At 69.8% G+C, this 21983-nt stretch carries 24 protein-coding genes; 11 read left to right on the top strand and 13 right to left on the bottom strand.

All coding sequences use genetic code 11. The features are described 5' to 3' along the window. Positions 1 to 75 precede the first annotated feature (75 nt). Positions 76 to 828 (bottom strand): NnrU family protein, encoded by a 753-nt coding sequence (locus tag KBY81_RS08305; protein WP_106219310.1) that lies wholly within the window; start codon positions 826 to 828, stop codon positions 76 to 78. A gap of 118 nt (positions 829 to 946) precedes the next feature. Here KBY81_RS08305 and KBY81_RS08300 point away from each other — a divergent pair, with 118 nt between their 5' ends. Beyond that, the gene (locus tag KBY81_RS08300; protein WP_106219309.1) at positions 947 to 1948 is read left to right on the top strand and encodes a LysR family transcriptional regulator; all 1002 of its coding nucleotides are present in this window, start codon (positions 947 to 949) and stop codon (positions 1946 to 1948) included. Here the strand turns inward: KBY81_RS08300 and KBY81_RS08295 are convergent. Next, on the bottom strand, positions 1923 to 2663 hold the full coding sequence (locus KBY81_RS08295; RefSeq protein WP_106219308.1) for a DUF3172 domain-containing protein: 741 nt from the start codon (positions 2661 to 2663) through the stop codon (positions 1923 to 1925). The genes KBY81_RS08300 and KBY81_RS08295 overlap by 26 nt on opposite strands. Beyond that, the gene (locus KBY81_RS08290) at positions 2660 to 3007 is read right to left on the bottom strand and encodes an NAD(P)H-quinone oxidoreductase subunit M (protein WP_106219307.1); all 348 of its coding nucleotides are present in this window, start codon (positions 3005 to 3007) and stop codon (positions 2660 to 2662) included. The genes KBY81_RS08295 and KBY81_RS08290 overlap by 4 nt, the downstream gene beginning before the upstream one ends. Positions 3008 to 3171: 164 nt before the next feature. On the opposite strand from KBY81_RS08290, the gene pds reads away from it, so the two are divergent. From pds to KBY81_RS08275, 3 genes are read left to right on the top strand one after another with little or no spacing between them, the layout of a single operon-like run. Continuing rightward, positions 3172 to 4593, top strand: a complete 1422-nt coding sequence (pds, locus tag KBY81_RS08285; protein ID WP_254972319.1) for a 15-cis-phytoene desaturase — start codon at positions 3172 to 3174, stop codon at positions 4591 to 4593. Then, complete coding sequence (locus tag KBY81_RS08280) at positions 4590 to 5519, top strand: phytoene synthase (RefSeq protein ID WP_286160906.1); 930 nt, start codon at positions 4590 to 4592, stop codon at positions 5517 to 5519. The genes pds and KBY81_RS08280 overlap by 4 nt, the downstream gene beginning before the upstream one ends. Continuing rightward, on the top strand, positions 5516 to 7126 hold the full coding sequence (locus KBY81_RS08275) for a TolC family protein (RefSeq protein ID WP_254976221.1): 1611 nt from the start codon (positions 5516 to 5518) through the stop codon (positions 7124 to 7126). The genes KBY81_RS08280 and KBY81_RS08275 overlap by 4 nt, the downstream gene beginning before the upstream one ends. On the opposite strand, the gene KBY81_RS08270 is transcribed toward KBY81_RS08275, so the two are convergent. Next, positions 7017 to 8483, bottom strand: a complete 1467-nt coding sequence (locus KBY81_RS08270; RefSeq protein ID WP_106219304.1) for a HAMP domain-containing protein — start codon at positions 8481 to 8483, stop codon at positions 7017 to 7019. The genes KBY81_RS08275 and KBY81_RS08270 overlap by 110 nt on opposite strands. Positions 8484 to 8614: 131 nt before the next feature. Here KBY81_RS08270 and KBY81_RS08265 point away from each other — a divergent pair, with 131 nt between their 5' ends. Both KBY81_RS08265 and KBY81_RS08260 read left to right on the top strand, forming a co-directional pair. Beyond that, entirely contained in the window at positions 8615 to 9391 is a 777-nt protein-coding gene (locus KBY81_RS08265; protein WP_181279939.1) for a MinD/ParA family protein, read from the top strand. After that, positions 9378 to 9716, top strand: a complete 339-nt coding sequence (locus tag KBY81_RS08260) for a hypothetical protein (RefSeq protein ID WP_106219303.1) — start codon at positions 9378 to 9380, stop codon at positions 9714 to 9716. The genes KBY81_RS08265 and KBY81_RS08260 overlap by 14 nt, the downstream gene beginning before the upstream one ends. On the opposite strand, the gene KBY81_RS08255 is transcribed toward KBY81_RS08260, so the two are convergent. From KBY81_RS08255 to KBY81_RS08235, 5 genes are read right to left on the bottom strand one after another with little or no spacing between them, the layout of a single operon-like run. Next, the gene (locus KBY81_RS08255) at positions 9707 to 10669 is read right to left on the bottom strand and encodes an alpha/beta fold hydrolase (protein ID WP_254976220.1); all 963 of its coding nucleotides are present in this window, start codon (positions 10667 to 10669) and stop codon (positions 9707 to 9709) included. The genes KBY81_RS08260 and KBY81_RS08255 overlap by 10 nt on opposite strands. 20 nt (positions 10670 to 10689) lie before the next feature. Further along, a complete protein-coding gene (locus KBY81_RS08250; protein WP_254972323.1) occupies positions 10690 to 11373 on the bottom strand; it encodes an ABC transporter ATP-binding protein in 684 nt (227 codons plus the stop codon). Positions 11374 to 11378: 5 nt separating this feature from the next. Then, positions 11379 to 12566, bottom strand: coding sequence for an ABC transporter permease DevC (gene devC, locus KBY81_RS08245; protein ID WP_106219300.1), 1188 nt, complete (start codon positions 12564 to 12566; stop codon positions 11379 to 11381). Next, a complete protein-coding gene (locus tag KBY81_RS08240) occupies positions 12563 to 13660 on the bottom strand; it encodes an HlyD family efflux transporter periplasmic adaptor subunit (RefSeq protein WP_254976219.1) in 1098 nt (365 codons plus the stop codon). Before KBY81_RS08240 ends, devC begins: the two co-directional genes overlap by 4 nt. After that, positions 13657 to 14700: an aromatic ring-hydroxylating dioxygenase subunit alpha gene (locus KBY81_RS08235; protein WP_181279938.1), complete on the bottom strand. Its 1044-nt coding sequence runs from the start codon at positions 14698 to 14700 to the stop codon at positions 13657 to 13659. The genes KBY81_RS08240 and KBY81_RS08235 overlap by 4 nt, the downstream gene beginning before the upstream one ends. 185 nt (positions 14701 to 14885) lie before the next feature. Here KBY81_RS08235 and KBY81_RS08230 point away from each other — a divergent pair, with 185 nt between their 5' ends. Further along, entirely contained in the window at positions 14886 to 16094 is a 1209-nt protein-coding gene (locus KBY81_RS08230; RefSeq protein ID WP_254972326.1) for an MFS transporter, read from the top strand. Positions 16095 to 16104: 10 nt separating this feature from the next. Here KBY81_RS08230 and KBY81_RS08225 read toward each other — a convergent pair whose 3' ends face one another. Then, complete coding sequence (locus KBY81_RS08225) at positions 16105 to 17121, bottom strand: aromatic ring-hydroxylating dioxygenase subunit alpha (RefSeq protein WP_254976218.1); 1017 nt, start codon at positions 17119 to 17121, stop codon at positions 16105 to 16107. Position 17122: 1 nt separating this feature from the next. Next, positions 17123 to 18145, bottom strand: a complete 1023-nt coding sequence (locus KBY81_RS08220) for an aromatic ring-hydroxylating dioxygenase subunit alpha (RefSeq protein ID WP_254976217.1) — start codon at positions 18143 to 18145, stop codon at positions 17123 to 17125. A 133-nt stretch (positions 18146 to 18278) separates the two neighbouring features. On the opposite strand from KBY81_RS08220, the gene KBY81_RS08215 reads away from it, so the two are divergent. Then, positions 18279 to 18797: a cyclic nucleotide-binding domain-containing protein gene (locus tag KBY81_RS08215; protein ID WP_254976216.1), complete on the top strand. Its 519-nt coding sequence runs from the start codon at positions 18279 to 18281 to the stop codon at positions 18795 to 18797. 76 nt (positions 18798 to 18873) lie between these two features. Continuing rightward, positions 18874 to 19053, top strand: coding sequence for a hypothetical protein (locus KBY81_RS08210; protein WP_106219293.1), 180 nt, complete (start codon positions 18874 to 18876; stop codon positions 19051 to 19053). A gap of 49 nt (positions 19054 to 19102) precedes the next feature. On the opposite strand, the gene KBY81_RS08205 is transcribed toward KBY81_RS08210, so the two are convergent. After that, positions 19103 to 19531, bottom strand: a complete 429-nt coding sequence (locus KBY81_RS08205; protein WP_254972330.1) for an RNA-binding protein — start codon at positions 19529 to 19531, stop codon at positions 19103 to 19105. 65 nt (positions 19532 to 19596) lie between these two features. Beyond that, the gene (locus KBY81_RS08200) at positions 19597 to 20859 is read right to left on the bottom strand and encodes a CCA tRNA nucleotidyltransferase (protein WP_254976215.1); all 1263 of its coding nucleotides are present in this window, start codon (positions 20857 to 20859) and stop codon (positions 19597 to 19599) included. Between the two features lie 94 nt (positions 20860 to 20953). Between KBY81_RS08200 and KBY81_RS08195 the strand changes: the two genes are divergently transcribed. Continuing rightward, a complete protein-coding gene (locus KBY81_RS08195) occupies positions 20954 to 21211 on the top strand; it encodes a Ycf34 family protein (RefSeq protein WP_106219290.1) in 258 nt (85 codons plus the stop codon). Beyond that, entirely contained in the window at positions 21208 to 21867 is a 660-nt protein-coding gene (gene tsaB, locus KBY81_RS08190) for a tRNA (adenosine(37)-N6)-threonylcarbamoyltransferase complex dimerization subunit type 1 TsaB (protein ID WP_106219289.1), read from the top strand. Before KBY81_RS08195 ends, tsaB begins: the two co-directional genes overlap by 4 nt. Positions 21868 to 21983 lie beyond the last annotated feature (116 nt).

Here is a 21983-nt window from a genome sequence, read left to right as displayed (position 1 = left end):
GTTTAGGCAGGCCCGTCGGCCTGGCCCCGGCTCTGTGGGGGCCTGCCCATCGACCCCCGCCGGCCGCTGGCGGCTTCAGCCCAGCCAGTGGGCGAGGCCCGTGCGCGAGAAGGTGGTGGCGCCGAGGCCGATCCAGCGGTGGGCCCACCAGAGGACGCCGATGGCGATGGCGATGCCCAGCTGGGAGGGCCGCAGGAATTCCGCCAACACCAGCGTCTGGCGGCCGTCCAGCACGGCGGCGAAGGGCAGCACCGAGGTGGAGGCCCGCAGCTCCTCGAAGGCGGCCCCGAAGCGGTTGCGCAGGCGCCGGTCCCCGTTCCAGACGGCGAACAGGTGGTGGCCGATCAGCCCCACGCAGGCCACCAGGGTGAAGCTGGTGCCGATCCAGAGCAGGTGGGTGGCACACCAGAGCACCTGGCCCACGGCCTGGGGATGGCGACTCACCCGGATGATCCCCGTGGCGTAGAGCCGCACCTGGGGCTTGAGCACGGCCGGGATCTCCAGCAGGTTGTAAGTGGCCGGATAGAGAAACAGGAAGCTGATGGCCGTGCCGGTCCAGACCACCGGCACCACCCAGGGCTGGTCCTGCAGGTTCCAGAGCCGGACCCCGTCGTAGCGGTGGGCGAGGAAGTAGCCGACCACCACCACCGCCGAGGGGATGCTGAGGCCGGCGAACAGCAGGCGCCAGAGCCGGGCCCCGATCCGCTCCTCCCCCCAGGCCCGCAGGGAGGCCCCGCCGCTGTGGATCAGGGCGAAGACCACCAGCAGGGCCAGCATGACCACGCTGCTGTGCTGCGGACCCGCCGGAACCAGGGGGAGCGAGGGCATGGTGAGCGGCGGCCGGTGGCGGATGTGACAGGGCGATTCTTGCCACCGGGAGAGCCCCCTAGAGTTCCGCACGGCCTGCCGGCTCCGGCGAACGGTCCCCCCGCGGCCTCCCCGACCCATGGCAGATCTGCCTTTCACCCTCGACCAGCTGCGCATCCTGCGTGCCATCGCCAGTGAGGGCAGCTTCAAGAAGGCGGCCGACAGCCTCTACGTCACCCAGCCAGCGGTGAGCCTGCAGATCCAGAACCTGGAGAAGCAGCTCGACGTCTCCCTGTTCGACCGCGGCGGCCGCAAGGCCCAGCTCACCGAAGCCGGCCACCTGCTGCTCAGCTATTGCGACCGGATCCTGAGCCAGTGCCAGGAGGCCTGCCGGGCCCTCGACGATCTCCACAACCTGCGCGGCGGCTCCCTGGTGGTGGGGGCGAGCCAGACGACGGGCACCTATCTGATGCCCCGGATGATCGGCCTGTTCCGCCAGAAGTACCCGGACGTGGCGGTGCAGCTCCAGGTGCACAGCACCCGCCGCACCGGCTGGAGCGTGGCCAACGGCCAGATCGACCTGGCGATCATCGGTGGCGAACTGCCGGCGGATCTCAACGACCTGCTGCAGGTGGTGCCCTACGCCAACGACGAACTGGCCCTGGTGCTGCCCCCCAAGCACCCCCTCTCCCGCCTGCCCGAGCTCACCAAGGACGACCTCTACCGCCTCGGCTTCGTCTGCCTCGATGCCCAGTCCACCACCCGCAAGATGGTGGACCAGCTGCTCAGCCGCTCCAAACTCGACGTGCAGAGGCTCAAAATCGAGATGGAGCTGAACTCCTTCGAGGCCATCAAGAACGCCGTCCAGGCGGGGCTTGGGGCGGCGTTCCTGCCGGTGGTGTCGATCGAGCGGGAGCTGGCCGCCGGCACCCTGCACCGCCCCCAGGTGGCCGACCTGATGGTGCGGCGCCAGCTCAAACTCATCACCCACCCGGCCCGCTACTGCTCGCGGGCCGCCGACGCCTTCCGCCGCGAGGTGCTGCCGGTGTTCGCCAGCCCGGACAGCCCCCTGCGTCAGGTGCAGACCACGCCGGGGCTGGCCGAGCGGAACGGCGTCAGAACTGATCGGCCTCCGGTGTGATGCCGACGGCGTCGTCGGCGGCGCCGGCCACGCCCCGGGTCTGGAACTTGTTGCCCGAGATGTCGGTCTGGTAGACGCAGCGCACGATCGGCTTGTCGCGCACCGAGCCGATGTAGGCGAAGGTGTTCATGCGCTGCTTGCACTGGCGCATCTGCTCGGCCGTCACCGCCCCCTCCTTCTGCAGCACCGACCAGTTCTCCCGGCGGATCACGCAGCCGGGCTGGAGCGTGGGCTGGGTCACGAAGCTGCTGCTCGGGTTCATCGTGGTGTACAGCTCGATGTCCATCACGAAGGCGCTGGCGCCCCACTGCTTGCAGAACTCGGGGTCGGGCACCGCCATGTCGAGCTGCTGGGCGCTGGCGATGTTGCCCTGGTTCCCCTGGGTGGTGCTGGTCACGGCGCTGCCGATGCCGATGCCCACCACCAGCACGCCCGCCAGCACCGCCACCGTGGCCACGTTCAGCTGGATGTTGGGACCGCCGCCGGAGGGGCCACCGCCGTTGCCGGCGGGGGGCCGGCCGCCGCCGCCGTTGCTGCCGCGGCGGCCCGGGGTGCCGTAGCGGGGATCTTCCCGGCCGCCATAGCCGGTGGCGAAGCGATCGCTCCGGTCGTCGTAGCGGTCGGAGCGGCGGTCGGTGCGCGGGTCGTAGCGGTCGGGTCGGGGCGCGTAGCCGCCCGGTTCGGGCCGGCCGGCGCTGCTGCGGGAGCGGGTCACAGGGTTTCGGGGCTGCGGGGCAGGCCCATCGAGTAATTGAGCACCCGGGCCTCGGGGTTGTAGCTCACGTCACCGGCCTGGAGCATCTGACGCACCAGACCCTCCAGCTCGGAGCCGATGCGGCGCAGGCTGTAGTCGCTCAGTTCCTGGCCGGCCTGGGCCGCCACCAGCTCCCGGAAGCGGGCGCGCACCTTCTCGAGGGCCGCCTCGTCCCAGAGGAACTCGTTGTCGGGATCGATGTCGAGGGTGAGCTGGTCCGGGTCCGGGATGAGGTCGTCGTTCTCGACGCGCGCCGTGAACAGCCGGATGTGGCGGGTGGTGGACTTGAGCAGCGTCTCGACCATGGGCTCGGCCTCGGGGGCAGGGATCGGGAGAAGGGGGTGGCACCCGTTGAGTGCTGCCCTGACTTTAGGTAGGTCGGCGGCCGTTTCCGTCGGCGCCTCCCCCCGGCGCCGGTCACCCCTGCCCGGGGAGGCCCGATAAGGTTGCTGCTGATCTCGGGTACGACATGCGGGTTGTCATCGCCGGGGCCGGTCTGGCCGGCCTGTCCTGCGCCAAATACCTCTGCGACGCCGGCCACACCCCGATCGTGCTCGAAGCCAGAGATGTGCTGGGCGGCAAGGTGGCGGCCTGGCAGGACGACGACGGCGACTGGTACGAAACCGGCCTGCACATCTTCTTCGGCGCCTATCGCAACATGCGCCAACTCTTTGCCGAACTGGACATCGAGGATCGCCTGCAGTGGAAATCCCACTCGATGATCTTCAACCAGAAGGAAGTGCCCGGCACCTACAGCCGCTTCGATTTCCCTGATCTGCCGGCGCCGCTGAACGGGGTGGCCGCGATCCTGGGGAACAACGACATGCTGACCTGGCCGGAGAAGATCGCCTTCGGCCTCGGTCTGGTGCCGGCCATGCTGCGCGGCCAGGCCTATGTGGAGGAATGCGACAAGTACAGCTGGAGCGAATGGCTGCGGATTCACAATATCCCCGAGCGCGTCAACGATGAAGTCTTTCTCGCCATGAGCAAGGCGCTCAACTTCATCAACCCCGAGGAGATCTCCAGCACGGTGGTGCTCACCGCCCTCAACCGCTTCCTCCAGGAGACGGACGGCTCCAAAATGGCCTTCCTCGACGGCAATCCGCCGGAGCGGCTCTGCCAGCCGATGGTCGATTACATCGAGGCCCGGGGCGGTGAGGTCCACCTGGAGTCCCCACTCCGGGAGATCCGCATCGACAAGGACGGCGCCGTGACCGGCTTCCGCATCGGCGGCATCAAGGGGCGGCCCGAGCGGGAGATCCAGGCTGACGCCTATGTGAGCGCCATGCCCGTCGATCCGCTCAAGCTGCTGCTGCCGGAGCCCTGGAAGCAGCTGCCCTACTTCCGCAAGCTCGAGGGCCTGCGGGGGGTGCCGGTGATCAACATCCATCTCTGGTTCGATCGCAAGCTCACGGACATCGACCACCTGCTGTTCAGCCGCTCCGACCTGCTCAGCGTCTATGCCGACATGAGCAACACCTGCCGGGAGTATGCGGATCCCGACCGCTCCATGCTCGAGCTGGTGTTCGCTCCGGCCGCCGACTGGATCGGTCGCCCCGATGCGGAGATCGTGGCCGCCACCATGGAGGAGCTCAAGCGTCTGTTCCCCATCCACTTCACCGGTGACTCCCCGGCCGTGCTGCGCAAGTCGGTGGTCGTCAAGACCCCCCTCTCCGTCTACAAGACGGTGCCGGGCTGCCAGCAGCTGCGGCCCTCCCAGGACTCCCCCATCCCGAACTTCTTCCTGGCCGGCTGCTTCACCATGCAGCGCTACCTGGCCTCGATGGAGGGGGCGGTGCTGAGCGGCAAGCTCTGTGCCGCCGCCGTCGACGCCCACCTCTGCGGCAGCGACCAGGGTCCGGCCCCCGCCCAGAGCCTGGCGACGGTGTGAGTGTGCTGGCCCTGCTGCCCCTCGACCACGCCTCCGATCTGGAGGAGGCCTACGAATCCTGCCGACAGGAGACGGCGCAGTGGGCCAAGACCTTCTACCTCGGCACGATGCTGCTGCCGCCGGCCAAGCGCCGGGCCATCTGGGCGATCTACGTCTGGTGCCGCCGCACCGACGAACTGATGGACAGCGCCCAGGCCCAGACGCTGTCGGCCGAGGTGCTGCTGGAGCGACTCGATGCCTGGGAGGAGCGCACCCGCGCCCTGTTCGCCGGCCATGCCATCGATGGTCTCGACCGGGTGATGCTGGACACGATCGAGCGCTTCCCCCAGCCCCTGCAGGCCTACCTCGACATGATCGAGGGGCAGCGGATGGATGTGCTGCGCGACCGCTACGCCAGCTTCTCCGATCTCCAGCTCTACTGCTACCGGGTGGCGGGCACGGTGGGTCTGATGACCCAGGAGGTGATGGGGGTCGATGCGGCCTACACCTCCGCCCCCTGGAGCGAGCGGCCCGACACCTCGGAAGCGGCCGTTGCCCTGGGCATCGCCAACCAGCTCACCAACATCCTGCGGGATGTGGGTGAGGACCGCGGCCGCGGTCGCATCTATCTGCCCCAGGAGGATCTCGACCGCTTCGGTTACTCCGAAGCCGATCTGATGGCCGGACGGCTCAATGAGAACTGGCAGGCGCTGATGCGGTTCCAGCTGGAGAGGGCCCGGGACTGGTTCAACCGCTCGGAGGCCGGGGTGCGCTGGCTGGCTCCGGATGCCCGCTGGCCGGTGTGGGCATCGCTGCGGCTGTATCGGGGGATCCTTGATGTCATCGAGAGGTTGGATTATGACGTCTTCAATCACCGCGCCTTCGTGCCCCGGGTCGGCAAATTGCTGGATCTCCCCCTCTCCTATGTGATCGCCCAGACGCGATGAAGCGGCGCCCCATCCGCCAGGCCCTCCGCCTCAGCCTCTGCCGCACCCTCTCCGCCGCCGTCGCCAACGCCATCAGCGCCGGGCTGGCGCTGCCGGGCGTGGCCCTGGCCCAGTCCCTGCCTGCCACCGTCAGTCCGCCCGAGGTGAAGGCCGTGGAGGGCCTGGGGGCCGGCTGGCCCGGCCCGATGCCCACCGGTGACCGTCTCCCCCCCCTGCCGCCCGAACTCCTGGGGGCCCTGACCATGGAGCAGGCGACGGCCTGGGCGGTCGATCGCAATCCCGTGGTGCGCTCCGCCTATCAGTCGTTGGTGGCGACCCAGAACAGCCTCGGCGCCGCCTACGCCAGCTGGTGGCCGACCCTCAACCTCAGCCTCAACGGCGGTCCCTACGCCTCCAAGACCTTCTACAACTACCCCTTCAGCGCCTCCGCGGGCTTCTCCATCTCGGGCTCCGGTCTCAGCAGTGAGCGGGTGTTCGAGGCCAGCTACTTCCAGGCGATCGGTCAGATCGATACCACCTGGAACCTGATCGATCCCACCCGGTCGGCCACGATCTGGCAGAGCAAGTACCTGGTCCGCCAGGCGGCCGACACCTATGTGATCACCCGCCGCGACCAGCGCCTCAAGACCCAGTCGGCCTACATCGATCTGCAGCGGGCCCTTGCCGCCGTCCAGACCGGCCGACAGATCGTCGAGAACGACGAGCTTCTCTACCGCCTCGCCCAGACCCGGGTTCAGATGGGGGTGGCCTCCCGGCTGGAGGTCTTCAAGCAGCAGACCGTTCTGCTGGCCGACCGCCAGGCCCTGCTGGCCGCCGAGCAGCAGGTGGAGACAGCCCGGGCCAACCTCGCCGAGCTGCTGGCCACCCCCAGCCCCGAGGCCCTCACGCCCGCCACGCCCTTCGCGCCCCTCGGCGCCTGGGGCCATTCCCTCGACGACTCGATCACGGCGAGCCTCGCCTACCGCAAGGTGCTGGAGCAGCAGCTGCTGGCCGTCAAGACGAACGAGGCCCAGGCCCAGATCTACCTGGCCACCTACCGCCCCACCCTGCAGCTGATCACGTCCCTCTACTGGACGAAGGGGGTGGGTTATCTCAACCAGGGCCCCCCGTTCGTGCCCAATGCCCGCTCCGACGAATGGAACGGATCGGCCCTGCTGCAGCTGACGTTCACGGGTTTCGACGGCGGCCAGGCCCGCATGAACGCCGCCGCCGCCCGCCGTCAGGCGGCGGCCGCCGCCGAGACCTACAGCGCCACCCTCCTGAAGGTGCGCAGCGAGGTCCAGTCCCTGGTGGCCCAGGCCCGCTCCGGCCGCAGCATCGTGCTGGCCGGTGCCGAACGGGTCAAGGCGGCCAACGGGGCGTTGCGCCTCCAGACCCTGCGCTTCAACGCCGGCTACGGCACGATCACCGATGTGGTGCAGGCCCAGCAGGAGATCAGCCAGGCGGTGAGCTCCTACATCCAGAACCTGGCCACCTACAACGACACCCTGGTGCAGCTCAGCCGCTCGAGCGGCCTGCCGGTTCAGCCCGATCCCGACCTTCTCCAGGCGGTGGGCGATCCCCTGCAGACCCTGCGTCTGCCGACGCGGATGGCCCAGATGCGCTGATCTGCTCCAGCCGCCTCTGGCGCATGGCCCGGGCCCGGGCACTGAGCTGCTCGAAGCCCGGGTCGTTGAGGATCGAGCAGACCTGACCCTGCAGCTCGCTGGCGTTGATGTTGATCTCCATCTGCCGGATCTGGTCCCGCAGGGAGTTCTCCCGGTCGGCCACGGCCCCCGACATCCGGTTGAAGGCCCGCACCAGCCGGCCGATGGCGTCGTCCGCCGGGTAGGTGAGGGCCTGATGATCCTTGCCGTCGGCGATGGCATCGGCGGCGGTCGCCAGCTCCCGCAGCTCCCGCCGGATGCCGCGCGCGATCAGCCAGGCGGCGACGCCACTGGCGCTGATCAGGATCAGGGTGAGGACCACCAGGCGGCGGACCATCTCGTCCTTGGCCTCCTGCATCGGCAGGAGGGCATCCGCCAGGGCCTCCTCCTCCACGGACACGACCGCCAGCCAGTTCCACTCCGGGAAGGCGGCGATGTACAGGTGCTGCAGCACCGGGGTGGTGGAACCCGGGGGGCGCACCATGGCCTTGCGCTCGAAGGGCTCGCTATGGCCCAGGGTGCGTGGATCGGGAATGCCGCCGTTCTGCCGCAGGGCCAGGGCCAGGTCGATGCAGGCCTGGGTGTCCTGGGTCTGGTAGCTGCAGTACAGCCCTCCGGTGGGGGTGATGCCGAAGAAGGCCGCCTGGTGGGTCTCGGCGGGGAAGAGGCTGGAGCCGGCGGCGAGGAGCTTGGAGGCGGCCTGGGTGCTGACGTCCACCAGCAGGGCCAGGTGGCCTTCGCCGGGCTGGCGACCCGAAAGGACGGTCAGCCGGGCCATCCGCCATTCCCCATCCAGCTGCAGCATGGCGCTGCGACTCATCTCCGCGGCCGGAGCGCCCTTGAAGAGGTGTTCGAAGTCGTCCACCGTGGCGGGCATGGCCGGTGCGCCGGGTTCCAGGGCCAGGCCCTGGCTGGTGATGCCCGTGAGCCGGCGCCAGGTGCCGCTGGGGTCGCGGTAGTAGACGGCGGCCCGCTCCCGCAGCAGGGCCAGGGGCAGCCGCAGTTGATTGTTCAGCAGGGCGGGGGCCTGCTCCCGCGTCAGGGGCCGGCCCTTCCAGGACAGGCGGCCTTCGGTGTCCATCCGCAACGGCGCCAGGGCCCTGCGCAGGTCCTTGGAGTCCTCACGGATGACCCGGCTGAACTCCTCGGCCGACTTCCGGATGATGGAGGTGGTGACCGCCAGGGAGGAGAGGTTGTCGTGGTCGAACATGGTGCTGATCTCGATCCGGGCCTTCTGGGCCAGGCGGATCGAGCCGATGGTGGCGAGCGCCAGGAAGATCGCCAGGCTCACGAGCGGGCCGCTGATCCCCAGGATCATCAGCCGCACGGAGAGGCGCAGGGGTCGCCCCTTCCTCGCTCCCGCGGTTCTTTGTGGCTGTCCGGCGAGCCGTTGGCGAATCGTCAAAAGGGCCTGCAACGCCATGCCTATGATTTTCCCACGTCCGTGAGATGGATCGCTTCATGACCAGGATCCTTTCCGTCCATTCCTTTCGCGGTGGAACGGGAAAATCCAACCTCTCGGCGAACCTGGCGGCCGCTTTCGCAGCCCGAGGGCTCAGGGTCGGCGTCTTCGACACCGATCTTGCTTCACCAGGAATCCATGTGCTGTTCGGGTTCACGGCAGGGCCGCAATCCCATACGCTCAATGATCACCTTCAGGGCTCGATTCCAATTGAAAAGTGCTCCTATGACGTCACACCTGCCTCGCTGGCAGGTGGCAAGGGGCGCATCATTCTGGTGCCAGCCGCCATGGAGGGCGATCGGATCGCCCGGCTGCTGCGGGAAGGCTATGAAGTCGAGCGGCTCAACGATGCCCTGTTCAGCCTGGGCCAGAGCCAGCGGCTGGATCTGCTGATCGTGGACACCCACCCCGGGATCAACGAGGAGACCCTGCTGTCCACCGCCATCTCCGATTGCCTGGTGATGGTGATGCGCCCCGATCAGCAGGACTACCTCGGCACGGCCGTGGCGATCGAGGTGGCCCAGAGACTGATGGTGCCGGAAGCCCGCCTCGTGGTGAACAAGCTGCCGGCCCATTTCGATGCCGAACAGGTGCGCGCCCGGGTGGCCCAGAGCTACGGCATTCCGGTCGGAGCGATCCTGCCCCTCAGTGATGACCTGCTCACCATCGCCAGTGGCAGCCTGGCCCTGGTGGATGTCCCCTCCCACCCCTGGAGCACCGGCGTGACCCAGCTCGCTGCCGACCTTGCCGATGCGCTCCTCTGAGCCCGCCAACGACAAGGACACCGACGCCGGCGCCGCCGGTGACGGCCCGCTGCCCCCGGCCCCGCCGGAGGGCCCCCTGACCATGGCCCGGCTGGTGGCCCTTGAGCCCGCCGCGCTGCGCCGATTGCTGACCACGGGCCTGCGGGCCGGTCTGACGGAGGCCGAGCTCGACGCCGGCTGTGCGGCGGCGGCCACCCCCGGCCAGGCTCCCGCCGACCTGCGGGCCCTTCTGCAGCAGTGGGGCTGGCTGGCCTGGGATCCCGACCGTCAGCGCTGGCGCACCCGGCTGGGCGCCACCACACCGTCGGCGCCGCCTCAGGTCTGATCCGCCAGGGCCAGCCATTCCTCCAGCACCGGGTTCACCAGGGAGGGATCTTCGTCGTGGGGGCAGTGGCCGAGGCCGCTCAGGATGCGCAGGTCGCGGACGGCGGCGAAGGCCTTCGCCCAGCGCCGGGCCTCGGCCACCGGCTCCCACGGATCCTGCTCCCCCCAGAGCAGCCGGACCGGGCCGGGCAGTTCCGCCAGCAGGTCCGGGGCGAGCCGGTCGCGGAAGAGGTTGATGAACCCCCGGAAGCTCTCCTCGGCGCCGGGGCTGCGGGCCGGGGTCAGCAGCAGCTGCACCAGCTGGTCGTCGATGCCAGCGCCGGATGGGTAGGCGGCGCCCAGCACCCGGCGGATCACACCGGGGTTGGCCACCCAGCGGAACAGGCGGCCCGTGAGCCAGCGCTGGCGCACCAGGCGCTTGAGCAGGGGCCGGCCGATCCGGCGCAGCGGTGGCTGCTCGCTCAGGCGGCGGTCGTCGAGGCTGCGCTGGGCGCAGTCGATCAGGATCACCTGGCGGGCGTCGTCGCCGAGTCTGGCGGCGGCGGCCAGGGCCACGACGCCCCCGATCGAATTGCCCACCAGCTGGACCGGCGTGCCGATCACCTCCCGCACGAAGGCGGCCACCTGGTCGGCCCACAGATCGATGCCGTAGCGCAGCGCCAGCCCGTCCTCGGGCTCGTCCTCAAGGCGGGATGGGGGTTTGCTGCTGGCCCCGAAACCCACCAGGTCGATGGCGTACACCGGGCGCCCGCCGGCCAGCGCCGGCAGATTGTGGCGCCAGTGCTCCTTGCAGGCACCGAAGCCGTGGATCAGCAGCGCGGGCAGCACCCCGCTCGCCTCCGGGGCCGCCGATGCATGGGTCACGTAGCTGATCGTCTGCCCCTGCCACGACCAGGTGCCCAGCCAGTTCGTTGGGAAAACCGTGCCGCCTTCGGCCAGGGGTGTCACGGGCATGGGGCCTGACGATGGGGGACTCAATGGGACCCCTTCCAGGGTTCGACCCTGCCATCTTCAATGGCCCAGATGCGATCGGCGTCATCGAGCAGGCGCAGGTCGTGGGTCACCAGCAGCACGGAACTGCCCCGTTTGCGGCAGAGGTCGCCCAGCAGGGCCACCACCTCCTGCCCGGAGGTGCTGTCGAGGGAGGCGGTGGGCTCGTCCGCCAGCACCAGATCGGGCTCGGGGGCGAGGGCCCGGGCGATGGCCACCCGCTGCCGCTGGCCGCCGGAGAGCTCGGAGGGGAAGTGGTGCAGCCGGTGCCCCAGGCCCACCGCCTCAAGCAGGGCGGTGGCCCGGTGCCGGCGCCGCTCGGGGTCCGGCTCGCTCAGCTGCAGCACGAGCGCCACGTTCTGCAGGCTGGTGAGGGAGGCCACCAGATTGTGGCTCTGGAAAATGAAGCCGATGCGGCGGCGGATCTCCACCCGCCTCCGCTCGCTGGAGCGCCGCACCTCGCTGCCCAGCACCCGCAGGGAGCCCTCCTGGACGGATCGCAGGGCCCCCACCAGGGTGAGCAGGGTGCTTTTGCCGCTGCCCGAGGGTCCCACCAGCAGGGTGATCTCGCCGGGGTTCACCGTGAAGCTGATCCCGTGCAGGATCTCGCTGCGCAGCGGGCCTTCCCCGTAGGCGTGGCGCAGATTCTCGGCGACGACAGGCAGCATCGGGATCAGAAGACGCTGGCCGGATCCGCATCCCGCAGCTTGTTGAGGGCGATGGCGGCCGCCACGGCGCAGACGCCGATGGTGAGGCTGAACACCAGCACGGTCTTGCCGGTGGTCATCACGATCTGGATGCCGGACACGGCGGTGAGGAACGCATAGAGGGCGGCGCTCGCCACCAGGGCGGGAACAAACGAGGAGATCGCCAGGATCGAGGCCTCCTGCAGCACCAGCAGCAGCAGGAATCGGTTGCGGAAGCCCAGGGCCTTGAGGGTGGCGTACTCGTGCAGGTGGTCGCTGACATCGGTGTACAGCACCTGATAGACGATCACCCCGCCCACCAGCAGACCCATGATCGTGCCGAACCCGAAGATGATGCCGAAGGAGGAACTGGTGTTCCAGTAGTTCTGCTCGTTGGCGATCAGTTCGGGCTTGGTGAACACCTGCAGCTGGCTGCCGTAGAGGGCCCGCAGGTGACGCTGGACGGGGGCGATGGCGGCCGGATCGCTGACGCGGATCAGGCCCATGGAGATCTCGCCCTCGTTGATCTGCTTGTAGGCGAGCTGCAGGGCCGTGGTGTCGCTGCTGATCAGGTTGCTGTCGGCGGCGAAGGTGGAGCCGAGGCGGAACAGGCCCACCACCCGGAAGGTCTTGGAGTAGTCGGAGAGGATCATCGTCTGGCTTCCCTGGGCCTTGACCGCCGCCGCCACCGGGCCGGTGTTGCTGTTGCCGGCCGCGTCGAACAGCACATAGCCCGGGGTGCGGATGCGGTCGATCTGCTCGCGCACCGGCGCCAGATCGAGAATCTGCTGGTCGGGATCGAAGCCGATCAGGCGCAGGCTGGTGGGCTTGATCCCGCCCATCTGCTGGGCGTTCACATTGGCCACATAGACCGGGATGACATCGCTCACCCCCGGCACGCCCAGCGACTGATAGAGCTGGGACTGGGGGAACTGCTGGAAGGCGCCGCTGTCGCGGGTGCCGGGGCTGATCACCACCAGATCCGTGATCAGGGCCTGGTAGAAGGTGGTGGCGCTGGTCAGCAGGCCTGACTGGAAGCCCAGCTGCATGAACATCAGCAGGGCGGCGAAGCCGATGCCGGTGACGGCCACCAGGTAGCGGATCGGCTGGCGTTTCAGCTGCAGCCAGGCCACCGGCAGATCGCCCAGGCTGCGCCTCAGGGAGCGGCCGATCACGGCAGGAAGCGGACGTTCACGTTCAGCCCGCTGAGCCTGGCGAGGCGGGCGGAGTCGGCGGGAGTCAGGGCGATCTTCACCAGCACCACCCGGGCATTGACGTTGTTGTTGGAATTGACGCTGAACAGGTCCCGGTCGGAGACCTCCCCGGTGATCTCCTGGACCCGGCCCTGCAGCCTGCCGCTGAAGCCGCCGCTCTCCGGCCAGATCTCCACCGTCTGGTCGGGGCGCACCTGGGGAATGTCGCTCTGGAACACCTGGGCCCACACCTGCATGGCCCCGACCTGGCCGATCTGGGCGAGCCCCTGGTCGGTTTCCTTCATGCCCGGCCAGCTGTAGATCCGCAGCAGCTTGCCGTCGAGGGGGGAGCGGATCTCGGCGTTGCGCAGCTGGCTGCGGGCCTGGGCCAGGTTGGCCTTGGCCACCGCCACGTCGGCGACGGCCACCTCCCGGTCGACCGGGCGGACGGTGAGGTTGTCGTAGAGGGTGCCCTTGAGGGCCTGGATGTTGGCCTGGCCCTGGGCGAGGGCGGCATCGGCCTTGCCGAGTTCCTCCTCGGAGATCGCCCCGGCCTTGAACAGCTCCACGCTCTTCTGCTGGCTGATCTTCAGATAGGGAATCACCACCTGCTCGGCCTTGAGATCCGCTTCGGCCTTGGCCCGGGCCCCCTGGCGCGCCCCCGCATCGACCTGGGCCAGCTTGGCCTCGCTGAGGGCCAGCTGGCTTTCGGCCTGGACGACCCCCTTGCGCAGGCTGGCCCAGCTGCTGAGGAAGCCCAGCAGCTGGCCGCGGCGGATGGTGGCCCCCTCGGAGACCAGCCACTTGTCGACCACCTCCGAGCCGCCGCTGTTGCCCGAGGCGGTGGACAGGGACACGACGCCTCCCTGGGGGGTGAGCCGTCCGAGGGCGGTCACGGCCCGGGGCGCCAGGGGCGGCGGCGGCGGGGCCGGGCGGTGGCTCAGCTGCCAGCCCGCCAGCCCCAGCACGGCCAGCACCGACACCGTCACCAGCTTCTGGCGGCCGCTGCCCCAGGCCCGCTCCCGCCAGAGGCGCCGCAGGCCCTCGAGCCTGTCAACGTGCGGCGCTTCCGTCACGAACCGAGGGGCTCCGGGCGCGCCATGGTAGCCGCCGCTTCCGCGCTCAGCCAGCGGCGGTGCATGCGGCGGTATTCGATCGAAAGGATGTCGGAGGCCACATGCCGCTCCTGGGTGAGATCCAGGGGGACGGGGGTCGGGCGCTGGCTGCGCACCACCCCGTGGTCCTCCTCGAAGATGGTGCGCGAGATGGCGATCGACTGGGCCTCACTGCCGGGCAGCCGCCAGCGCTTGCGTTTCGAATACTTCACCCAGCGGGCCAGGGTGTGGGTGTCGCTCTGGGGCAGGCTGGCGTTGAAGAAGATGAAACGCAGCTGGTCGCCGATGCTGGTGTCGACGATGTTCAGGTTGGGGTAATAGAAGCTGAAGGTGGTGGTGGCGCAGAGGGGGCCGCTCTGACCGGTGAGGGTGCGCAGCAGCTTCAGGACCCCCTTCACCGGCAGCTCAAAGCTCACCGTGGCGGCGATCATCCGATCCGCCTTGCGGAGATCGACGGGAACCGACAGGGGTGAATCCTGGCTGGCGAAGGTGCCCTTGTGCACCCAGTAGGCATGGGAATTGTCGAGGTTGGACTCGATCACCCGGCTGTAGTGGGTCTCCCACTCGAAGCTGCTCTCCACGTGGCCCCAGGCGTCGTCGGGGAAGACGGGCAGATCGGGCAGCAGGGCCGGATCGGGCGGGCCGGAGCCCCACCACATCCAGATGAAGCCCCGGGATTCGACCGCCGGCCGCTCCCCCACCAGGTCGCTGCGGGCCGGAGGACTGGCGCCGGCCGGCTCGGCGGGGGCCTCCAGGCAGGTCCCGTCGGCGGCGAACTTCCAGCCATGGAACGGGCAGCGCAGGCACCCCTCCTCCTCCAGCCGCCCCAGGGCCAGGGAGGCCCCCCGGTGGGGGCAGCGGTCGCTGAACAGCCGGGGCCGGCCTTCCGCATCCGGGAAGAGCACGAAATCGTGGCCCGCAAAGGGGACGGCCACCGGGCCTTTCCGGAAGGCGAACGAAGAGGCGACGGCGTACCAGCAGTTCCAGGCCAGTTGAGACACCTGGGACGGGGATGTCTCTGAGGCGGACCCAGATAAGGCCCCAGATACCGACCCAGCGAATGACATGCTCTGCCGATGCTGAGCGGATCTTAGGCGAACCGTCCCGATCGAGAGTGCGACACCCCCTAGATTGGCGCCGCCGCCAAGGTTGGGTCGCCCCACACTGCCGTCCGCATGATCCGCAAGTGATTCGCAAGCTGCGCAGTCCTCTGGCGATCGTGTTTCTCACCCTGTTGCTGGACAAGCTGGGCGAAAACATCGTCTACCCCCTGCTCCCCTTCATCCTCGAGAAGTTCTCTCCCGACGGACTCACCCTGGGGTTGCTGGCCTCCACGGCCACCCTTTTTTCCGTGCTGGCGTCACCGATCATCGGCTCCCTCAGTGATGCCTGCGGCCGCAGGCCGGTGATCCTCCTGTGCGTGGCCATCAACTGTCTGTCCCTGTTCATGTTCGGCCTGGCCGGAACGCTGGGGCTGATCTTTCTCTCCCGGGCGATCAACGGCGTCTCGACGGCGACGGTCGGCACGGCCCAGGCCTACATCTCCGACATCTCCACCCCGGCGAACCGGGCCCGCAACTTCGGCATCAGCGGCGCCGCCTTCGGCCTCGGGGCCATCGCCGGTCCGGCCCTGGGGGGGGCGCTGGTGGGCTTCGGCATGCGCATTCCGGTGTTCGTGGCCGCCGCCCTGGCGGCCTACAACTTCCTGATGGCGTTTCTGTACCTCAAGGAGACCCTGCCCCTCCAGAACAGGCCCCGCTTCCAGTGGTCCCAGATCAACGGACTGGCTCCGGTGATGGCCCTGCTGGCGCTGCCGAAGGCGAATCGCGTGGCGCTGGCCTTCTGCTGCTTCAACTTCGCCTTCAGCGGCTTCACCACCCTGCTGGTGCTCTATCTGAAGGATCAGTTCTCCTGGTCGGCCTCCCAGTCGAGCGGCATCTTCGTCATCGTCGGCCTCACCGTCACCTACGTGCAGGTGGCCCTCACCGGCCCGCTGGTGCGGCGCCATGGGGAGGCCCGGCTCAACATCTACGGCCTGGTGGCGGTCGCCGCCGGCATCGCCCTGATCCCCCTCGCCCGGGTCTTCGGCGCCGCCGCCGCCGTCGTGATCGTCACGGCCGCCGTGATGCTGTCGGTGGGGGCAGCCTGCGTGATCCCCACGGCCCGCAGCCTGGTCTCCCGGCTGGTCCCGGAGAACCGGCAGGGCGTGATGCTGGGCAGCCTGCTGGCCATCACGGGCCTGGCCAGTGCCCTGGGTCCGATGCTGGCGGGGGTGCTCTACGACCTCTCCCCCACCCTCTGCTTCCTGCTCCAGGCGCTGGTCTGCCTGCTGGGGGCGCCCCTGCTGCGCGGCGTCCGGGAGCCGGCGGCTGTCCCCGTCGACATCGGCGACTGAAGAGGGCGCCTCAGACGCGGGCGCGCTCGCGCATCATCCGCCGGTATTCCACCAGGATCAGGTCGGAGTCGATCAGCACCTCGTGGGAGCCGCGGAAGGTGACCCGCTTGGGCTCCTGTTCACTGATCACGGCGGCATCCTCCTTGGAGATCTGCAGGCCCGTGTCCAGGGTGATGCGATCGAACAGCCGGTTCAGCAGGGGGGTGGCGGCGAGGACGTTGCGGCCGTTGGTGACCCGGACGGTGGTTTCCGCGTCGTTGTCGGGCACGTGGGCCTGCAGCGCCGCCAGGGTCACGGCGCCGAAATGGATGATCGAGACCACCACGTTGGGGTAGAGGAAGCGGTACTCCTTGTAGGCATTGGCGCTGTCCCCCTTCAGCAGCAGACGGGTGAGGCCGTTGAGCTTCTTGACCTTGATCGGCATGCGCCCGTAGAGGCTGCCCGGTTCCACCTGCACCGGATAGTGCTCCAGGCTGAAGTCGGTGGCCGGGTCCACCCGGCCGATGCTCCTGCCGTGCACGAAGGCGGCGTGGGTGGGGTCGATGCCGTTCTCGATCGTGCGGGTGAAGTGGGTGGCGTAGGTGTAGGCCATGTCACCGCCGGCCCGCAGGGTCAGTCCGTCCAGTTCCGGGATGTCGAGCACATCGCCATCGGGGCTGGCCTGGCGGCCGGCCAGCCACAGCCACACGAACCCGTGCCGCTCCCGGGTGGGGTAGGTGCGCAGCCGCGCCTGGCGCGGGATCGCTTCCTCGGCCCGCAGGGCCGGGATGTGCACGCAGCTGCCCTGGGCGTCGTACTGCCAGCCGTGGTAGGGGCAGACCAGGCGGTCCCCCTTCGCCCAGCCCGCCGCCAGGGAGCAGCCCCGGTGGGCGCAGCGGCCATCGAAGGCCAGCACCCGGCCGCCGCCATCGCGCATCATCACCACCTCCCGGCCCTGGAAGCGGTGGGCCAGGGGCTGGGTGCCCACCTGGCTGGAGAGCCCGACGGCGTACCAGCAGTCGGCGGGCCAGGGCGACGGGGGCTGCATCTCAGGGCGTGGGGGCGGGGGGCGTGGGCACGGGGGCGGTGGCCGGGCAGGCCCGGGCCAGGGCCCGCCGGTAGGCCAGGATCAGCTGGTCGGAGGCCAGCAGCAGCTCTTCCCCCTGGGTGCTCCAGGACGGGCCCGGGGGCTGGGTCTCCACCACGGCCCGGTCCTCCTCGTAGGTGTCGACCGTGTTGCGGATCGAGTTGCCGTCGGCCCAGCCGTAGGGGAGGAAGTTGCGCACGCCGATCCACTTGGTGAGGGTGGTGTGGTCGTCGACGGGGATGTTGCTGGCGAAATAGATGTACTGATACCCCTTCCAGTTGAAGTCCAGGGCGATCCGGTTGATGTTGGGAAGGTAGCCGGTGAGGGTGGAGCTGGAGTGGCTCCTTTTCCTCTTGACGATGTACTTCAGCAGGCCCACCCTGGCCGGTGGCTTCAGTTTGTGATGGGTGGACACCAGGCCCGGTTCGCTGACGATCTCCAGGCTCTCCACGCTGGCGTCCTCCCGGTTGCCGAAGAAGGGCCGGTGCACGAAGGGGGCGTGGGAGGTGTCCAGAGCCGACTCCACCACCCGGCTGAAGTGGGCGTTCCAGGTGTAGGACCCGCTCACCGCCCGCCAGCCCGGCTGACCCAGTTCCGGGAAGGGGGGGATGGGCACCTCGGAGGCCCGCCCGGCCTCGCCGGGAAAGATCCAGACGAAGCCGGACTGCTCCCGGACGGGGAAGGTGGCCATCCGGGCCAGGGCAGGGATGGGCGTTCCCGGCGGATCGGCCGGAATCCGGACGCAGCGGCCGTCCACGTCATAGCTCCAGCCGTGGTATGGGCAGCGCACGCAGGAGCCCTCCACCCATCCCCGGGCCAGGCTGGCGCCGCGGTGGGCGCAATAGTCGGCCAGCGCGTGGGCCTGGCCGGCCGCGTCACGGAAGAGGAGGTAGCGGCGCCCCAGGAGGGTGACGGAGACGGGTTGGTCGCGGAGCCCGTGGGCATGCTCCACCGCATACCAGAAGTTCTCGAGTCCCTGGGTCATTCCTTGGGTCGTACTTGAGCCGGGTGCGACACGGGTTCCATGGGCCGACCGACCCTGTTTAGCACCATCGGGGCCGGGAACCAAGTTGAAACGGCTGAAGCAATTAGACTGCCCCCCTGTTGAACGGCGACCGTTGCGCAAGCTTCACCTGGATCCCGGTGAGTTCGCCTACCGCAGTGGAGAGAGTGGTCAGGAGGTGTACCTCGTCCGCACCGGGGAGATTGAACTGGTCACCCTGTATCCCGAAACCGGAGAAGGTGTCGACGGTCACCATGGCCCCGGCCACGTGTTCGGTGAGGTGGAGCTCATCGACGGCCGTGCCCGCACCCATACCGCCAGGGCCGCCAAGCCCACGGAGCTGCTCGTCTTCAACCGCGACGAGCTGATGGATCTGCTGTTCGAGCACCCCGAGCGCAGCCTCGTGCTGGGACGCAGCGTCTTCGACCGCCTCCGGGACCTCTACACCAACGAGACCCTGGAGTCCGACCTGGCGCGCCTGCGCGAAGAGATGCAGGCCAGCATCCGGGACGCGGTCGTGGCCCATGAGGGGCGGGTGGTGCGCAGCCACAACGGCATGGCCGCCATCGCCGTTCCGATCGTGCTGATGGTGCTGCTGGCGATCGGTTCCTACTGGTACTTTCACCGGGGTTGAGCCGGCGCTCCGGCCGTCCCAGCCCCGTCCCGCCCAGGCGACACCGAGTCCTGTCCCCGTCACCGAGCCCCGTTCCATGAGCATCCAGCCGGTCCCGCCCGAGGAGAAGCAGCAGGCCCTCTCCGCCTTCCGGGAGCTGATCAGCGCCGATGTGGAGGCCGGCATCGACAACCATGAGCGCAAGATGACGCGCCTGGGGTTCGTCTTTCTGGCGATCTTCGTCGGGGTGATCGGCTTGATGGCCGTCCTCCCCTGACACCGCCCCCGCGTCCGGCGGGCCAGCGGGTCGGGGGGACGGTGCCGGATCAGACCGCGGCTTTCTGGTTGGCCAGCAGGCTCTTCAGCTTGGCCAGTTCACCGGCCCAGCGGGGATCGGGGGCGCCTTCACCGACGGCGTCGGCATGGACCACCTTGTTGACGCTCTTGCGGGCGGCCGTCGGGGCGCTGCCGGGACGGCGGTCGGCGCCGGCGCCGCCGCGGACCTCACGGCGCTGCTCGGAGATCTCGATGCGCAGGGTGCTGCCGCCGAAGTCCTTGCCGTTGAGCTGGGCGATCACCGCCTCGGCCTGGGCCAGGTCGTCGACGTTGGCGAAGCCGAAGCCACGGCAGGTCCCGGTCTCCCGGTCGTTCACCGCCTTGAAGCGAACCCCTTCTCCCACGCTCGAGAAGAGAGCATCCAGCTCTTTGGCATCAAAGGTTTGCGGCAGGTTGCCGACATAGAGACGAACGCTCATGGGGAGGGGCTCAGGAAAGGAAAAAACTCTGGCAGGCGGTGCGATCGCGCCATTGCATCCAGCAGTTAATCACGCCGCCGGTCCGGGTTCGCTTCGGGTTCCCGCCGCTCCAGCCAGAGTCGGGCGGCGGCAAGGGCCTTGTCGATTGCACCCTGGTCCGTCAATTCCGCTGTGTCCGTCGCTGCGGTTCCACCCAGTCGACCGAAGGCCCGTTCCGCCGTGAGGTGGTCGATCAGCTGGCCCAGCCGCGGCCCCGGGGGGATGGCCAGGAGCTGCTGCAGCCGGCGGCCGTCCAGGGGCGGGCGCGGATGGAACAGGCGATCCGCCGGGTCCCGCCAACGGTCCATGGCCGCCCGTGCCGCCCCGGGATCGAGCTGCAGCAGCAGGGCGGGGAGATCCGCCTCCAGCTGGCGGTGCAGCGGCAGCCGCTCCGCCTCGGCCAGGCTCTCCAGGGACAGCAGGCCCCCGGGCGAAGCGCTGCGCTGGAGCCGCTCGTGCCAGTCCCGCAGCCGCTGGCAGCGCTGCTGCAGGCGCCGGCTGGCCCGCAGCCGCTCCAGGGTCGGGCCGTCGAGCACCGCCGCCAGCCGGGCCAGCGGCAGGGCCCAGGCCTCCGTCGGCGTCAGGCCGCAGGCGTCCGGCCGTTGCGGCCCCAGGGGCTCCAGCCGGCCCTCAGTCCCGTCGGCGGCTCCCCAGGGCTGGAGCAGACCCGCCTCCAGGGCCCGCCCCAGTCCCCGGTGCCCCTCGGGGGCGGCCGCCAGCCGTTCCAGCTCCGCCAGCACCCGCTCCCCGGCGACGGTGGTGATCCGCTGCCGGTGGCGCCCGATCAGCTCCCAGGTGGCCGGGGCGATGCGGAACGCCAGTTCGCAGGCCAGCCGCACCCCCCGCAGCAGCCGCAGGGGGTCATCGAGCAGGTTGGCTTCGCTGATGGCCACCAGCCGGCGCGCCGCCAGATCCGGCAGCCCGCCGCAGGGGTCGATCAACCGCAGATCCGCCGCTGATCCGCGGCCCGGCGGCAGCGCCCCTTCCAGGGGCAGGGCGATGGCGTTGGCGGTGAAGTCCCGGCGGGTCAGATCGGCGGCCAGATCCCCACCGGCGCAGCGGGCCAGGTCGATCGTCCAGCCCTGCAGCACCACCCGGGCGATCGATCGCTCCGGGTCGAGCACCACGCAGCTGCCCCCCAGCTTCCGCCCCAGGCTCCGGGCCAGGTCGATGGCGTCCACGGGCACCACCAGGTCCAGATCCGGCCGGGCGGTCAGACGGCCCAGCAGGCCATCCCGGACCGCTCCGCCCACCAGCGCCGTGCCCGCCGGCAGCTGGTGGGGGGCCACCGGCCAGGTCTCCGGCGCCAGGGCCCGCCACAGTTCAGGGACTTGACGTCCCGGCTCGCACGCCACAATGGGCGCCCTGCTGGGCCGCGGCGGCATGTGCATCTGCGTGGATTGCCACTGGGTCGAGCGGTGTCAGGCCTACCACGCGGTCGAGCGTCAGCACGGCGTCGCCCACCTCAATCCCGAGCCCGACTTCCGCCCCCGCCAGCCGCGCATCCACGTGCAGGTGGTCGATCTCGATGCCGTCGGCACCAGCGTGGGGGTGGAGTGGGACGTGCGGGCCTGCTCCGATTTCCGCTCCGACCCGGGCCGCTGGCGTCGCTGCCGCCCCGAGGGACCGCTGCCGACATGAGTGTTCCCCCCGACCCGGACGGCCGCCCCTGGCTGCTGGCCCTGCACAGCTCCAGCGAGAGCCTCGGCGTGGGGCTGCAGCGCCTCGGGGCGGTGGCCCCCGAGCGGCTGGAGACGTTCCCCCTCGGCCGCTCCCTCTCCAATGGGCTGTTCGACTGCCTGGAGTCGGTGCTGCCGGCCAGTGCCTGGCCGCGGCTGGGCCGCCTGGCGGTGGCCACCGGCCCCGGTGGCTTCACCGGCACCCGCCTGACGGTGGTGCTGGCCCGCACCCTGGCCCAGCAGCTGGCGCTGCCCCTCGATGGGATCAGCAGTTTCCGCCTCATGGCCCGCCGCCTGCTCACCGGACCAGAGCCGCCCGGCGGTGACGGCCCCTTCTGGCTGCTGCAGGAACTGCCGCGGCGCGGGGTGGTGGCGGGGCTCTACGGCGCCGACCCTGGCCAGCCCGGTGGTGTCGCCGAGCTGGAGGCGCCGCGGCTGCATCGCGACCGGGAGGCGCTGGCCCCGCACCCGATCCGTCCGGCCCTGGTGCAGCTGCCGGAGGACGTGATCCAGCTGCTCGGCTTCAGCGGGGCGAACGCCGCCGAGGGACGAGCCGCCCCCTGGCAACCGGTGCTGCCCCTCTATCCCACCAGTCCGGTGGAGGCGCTCCCATGCTGAGCCCCCCTGGCCCCCGACCCGGTGCGGGTCCCCGCCCCCAGCCCCGGCCGCGCCGCCGTCGCTCGCGTCGTTCCGCCGCTGACGCCATTCCCGCGGTCGTCGCCCCCCAGCGCTCC

It is taken from the genome of Cyanobium sp. Lug-B, assembly GCF_024345635.1.
GTDB classification, from domain to species: Bacteria; Cyanobacteriota; Cyanobacteriia; order PCC-6307; family Cyanobiaceae; genus Cyanobium; species Cyanobium minutissimum.
The sequence above is the reverse complement of the archived record's forward strand: the minus strand, read 5'-3'. Positions and strand labels throughout refer to the sequence as shown.

Coding starts and splice junctions, on each gene's coding strand:
- KBY81_RS08305 (WP_106219310.1), bottom strand. CDS start 828: ATGCCCTCGCTCCCCCTGGTTCCGGCGGGTCCGCAGCACAGCAGCGTG.
- KBY81_RS08300 (WP_106219309.1), top strand. CDS start 947: ATGGCAGATCTGCCTTTCACCCTCGACCAGCTGCGCATCCTGCGTGCC.
- KBY81_RS08290 (WP_106219307.1), bottom strand. CDS start 3,007: ATGGTCGAGACGCTGCTCAAGTCCACCACCCGCCACATCCGGCTGTTC.
- pds (WP_254972319.1), top strand. CDS start 3,172: ATGCGGGTTGTCATCGCCGGGGCCGGTCTGGCCGGCCTGTCCTGCGCC.
- KBY81_RS08275 (WP_254976221.1), top strand. CDS start 5,516: ATGAAGCGGCGCCCCATCCGCCAGGCCCTCCGCCTCAGCCTCTGCCGC.
- KBY81_RS08270 (WP_106219304.1), bottom strand. CDS start 8,483: ATGATCCTGGGGATCAGCGGCCCGCTCGTGAGCCTGGCGATCTTCCTG.
- KBY81_RS08265 (WP_181279939.1), top strand. CDS start 8,615: ATGGATCGCTTCATGACCAGGATCCTTTCCGTCCATTCCTTTCGCGGT.
- KBY81_RS08260 (WP_106219303.1), top strand. CDS start 9,378: ATGCGCTCCTCTGAGCCCGCCAACGACAAGGACACCGACGCCGGCGCC.
- KBY81_RS08255 (WP_254976220.1), bottom strand. CDS start 10,669: ATGCCCGTGACACCCCTGGCCGAAGGCGGCACGGTTTTCCCAACGAAC.
- KBY81_RS08250 (WP_254972323.1), bottom strand. CDS start 11,373: ATGCTGCCTGTCGTCGCCGAGAATCTGCGCCACGCCTACGGGGAAGGC.
- KBY81_RS08225 (WP_254976218.1), bottom strand. CDS start 17,121: ATGCAGCCCCCGTCGCCCTGGCCCGCCGACTGCTGGTACGCCGTCGGG.
- KBY81_RS08220 (WP_254976217.1), bottom strand. CDS start 18,145: ATGACCCAGGGACTCGAGAACTTCTGGTATGCGGTGGAGCATGCCCAC.
- KBY81_RS08210 (WP_106219293.1), top strand. CDS start 18,874: ATGAGCATCCAGCCGGTCCCGCCCGAGGAGAAGCAGCAGGCCCTCTCC.
- KBY81_RS08205 (WP_254972330.1), bottom strand. CDS start 19,531: ATGAGCGTTCGTCTCTATGTCGGCAACCTGCCGCAAACCTTTGATGCC.
- KBY81_RS08195 (WP_106219290.1), top strand. CDS start 20,954: ATGTGCATCTGCGTGGATTGCCACTGGGTCGAGCGGTGTCAGGCCTAC.
- tsaB (WP_106219289.1), top strand. CDS start 21,208: ATGAGTGTTCCCCCCGACCCGGACGGCCGCCCCTGGCTGCTGGCCCTG.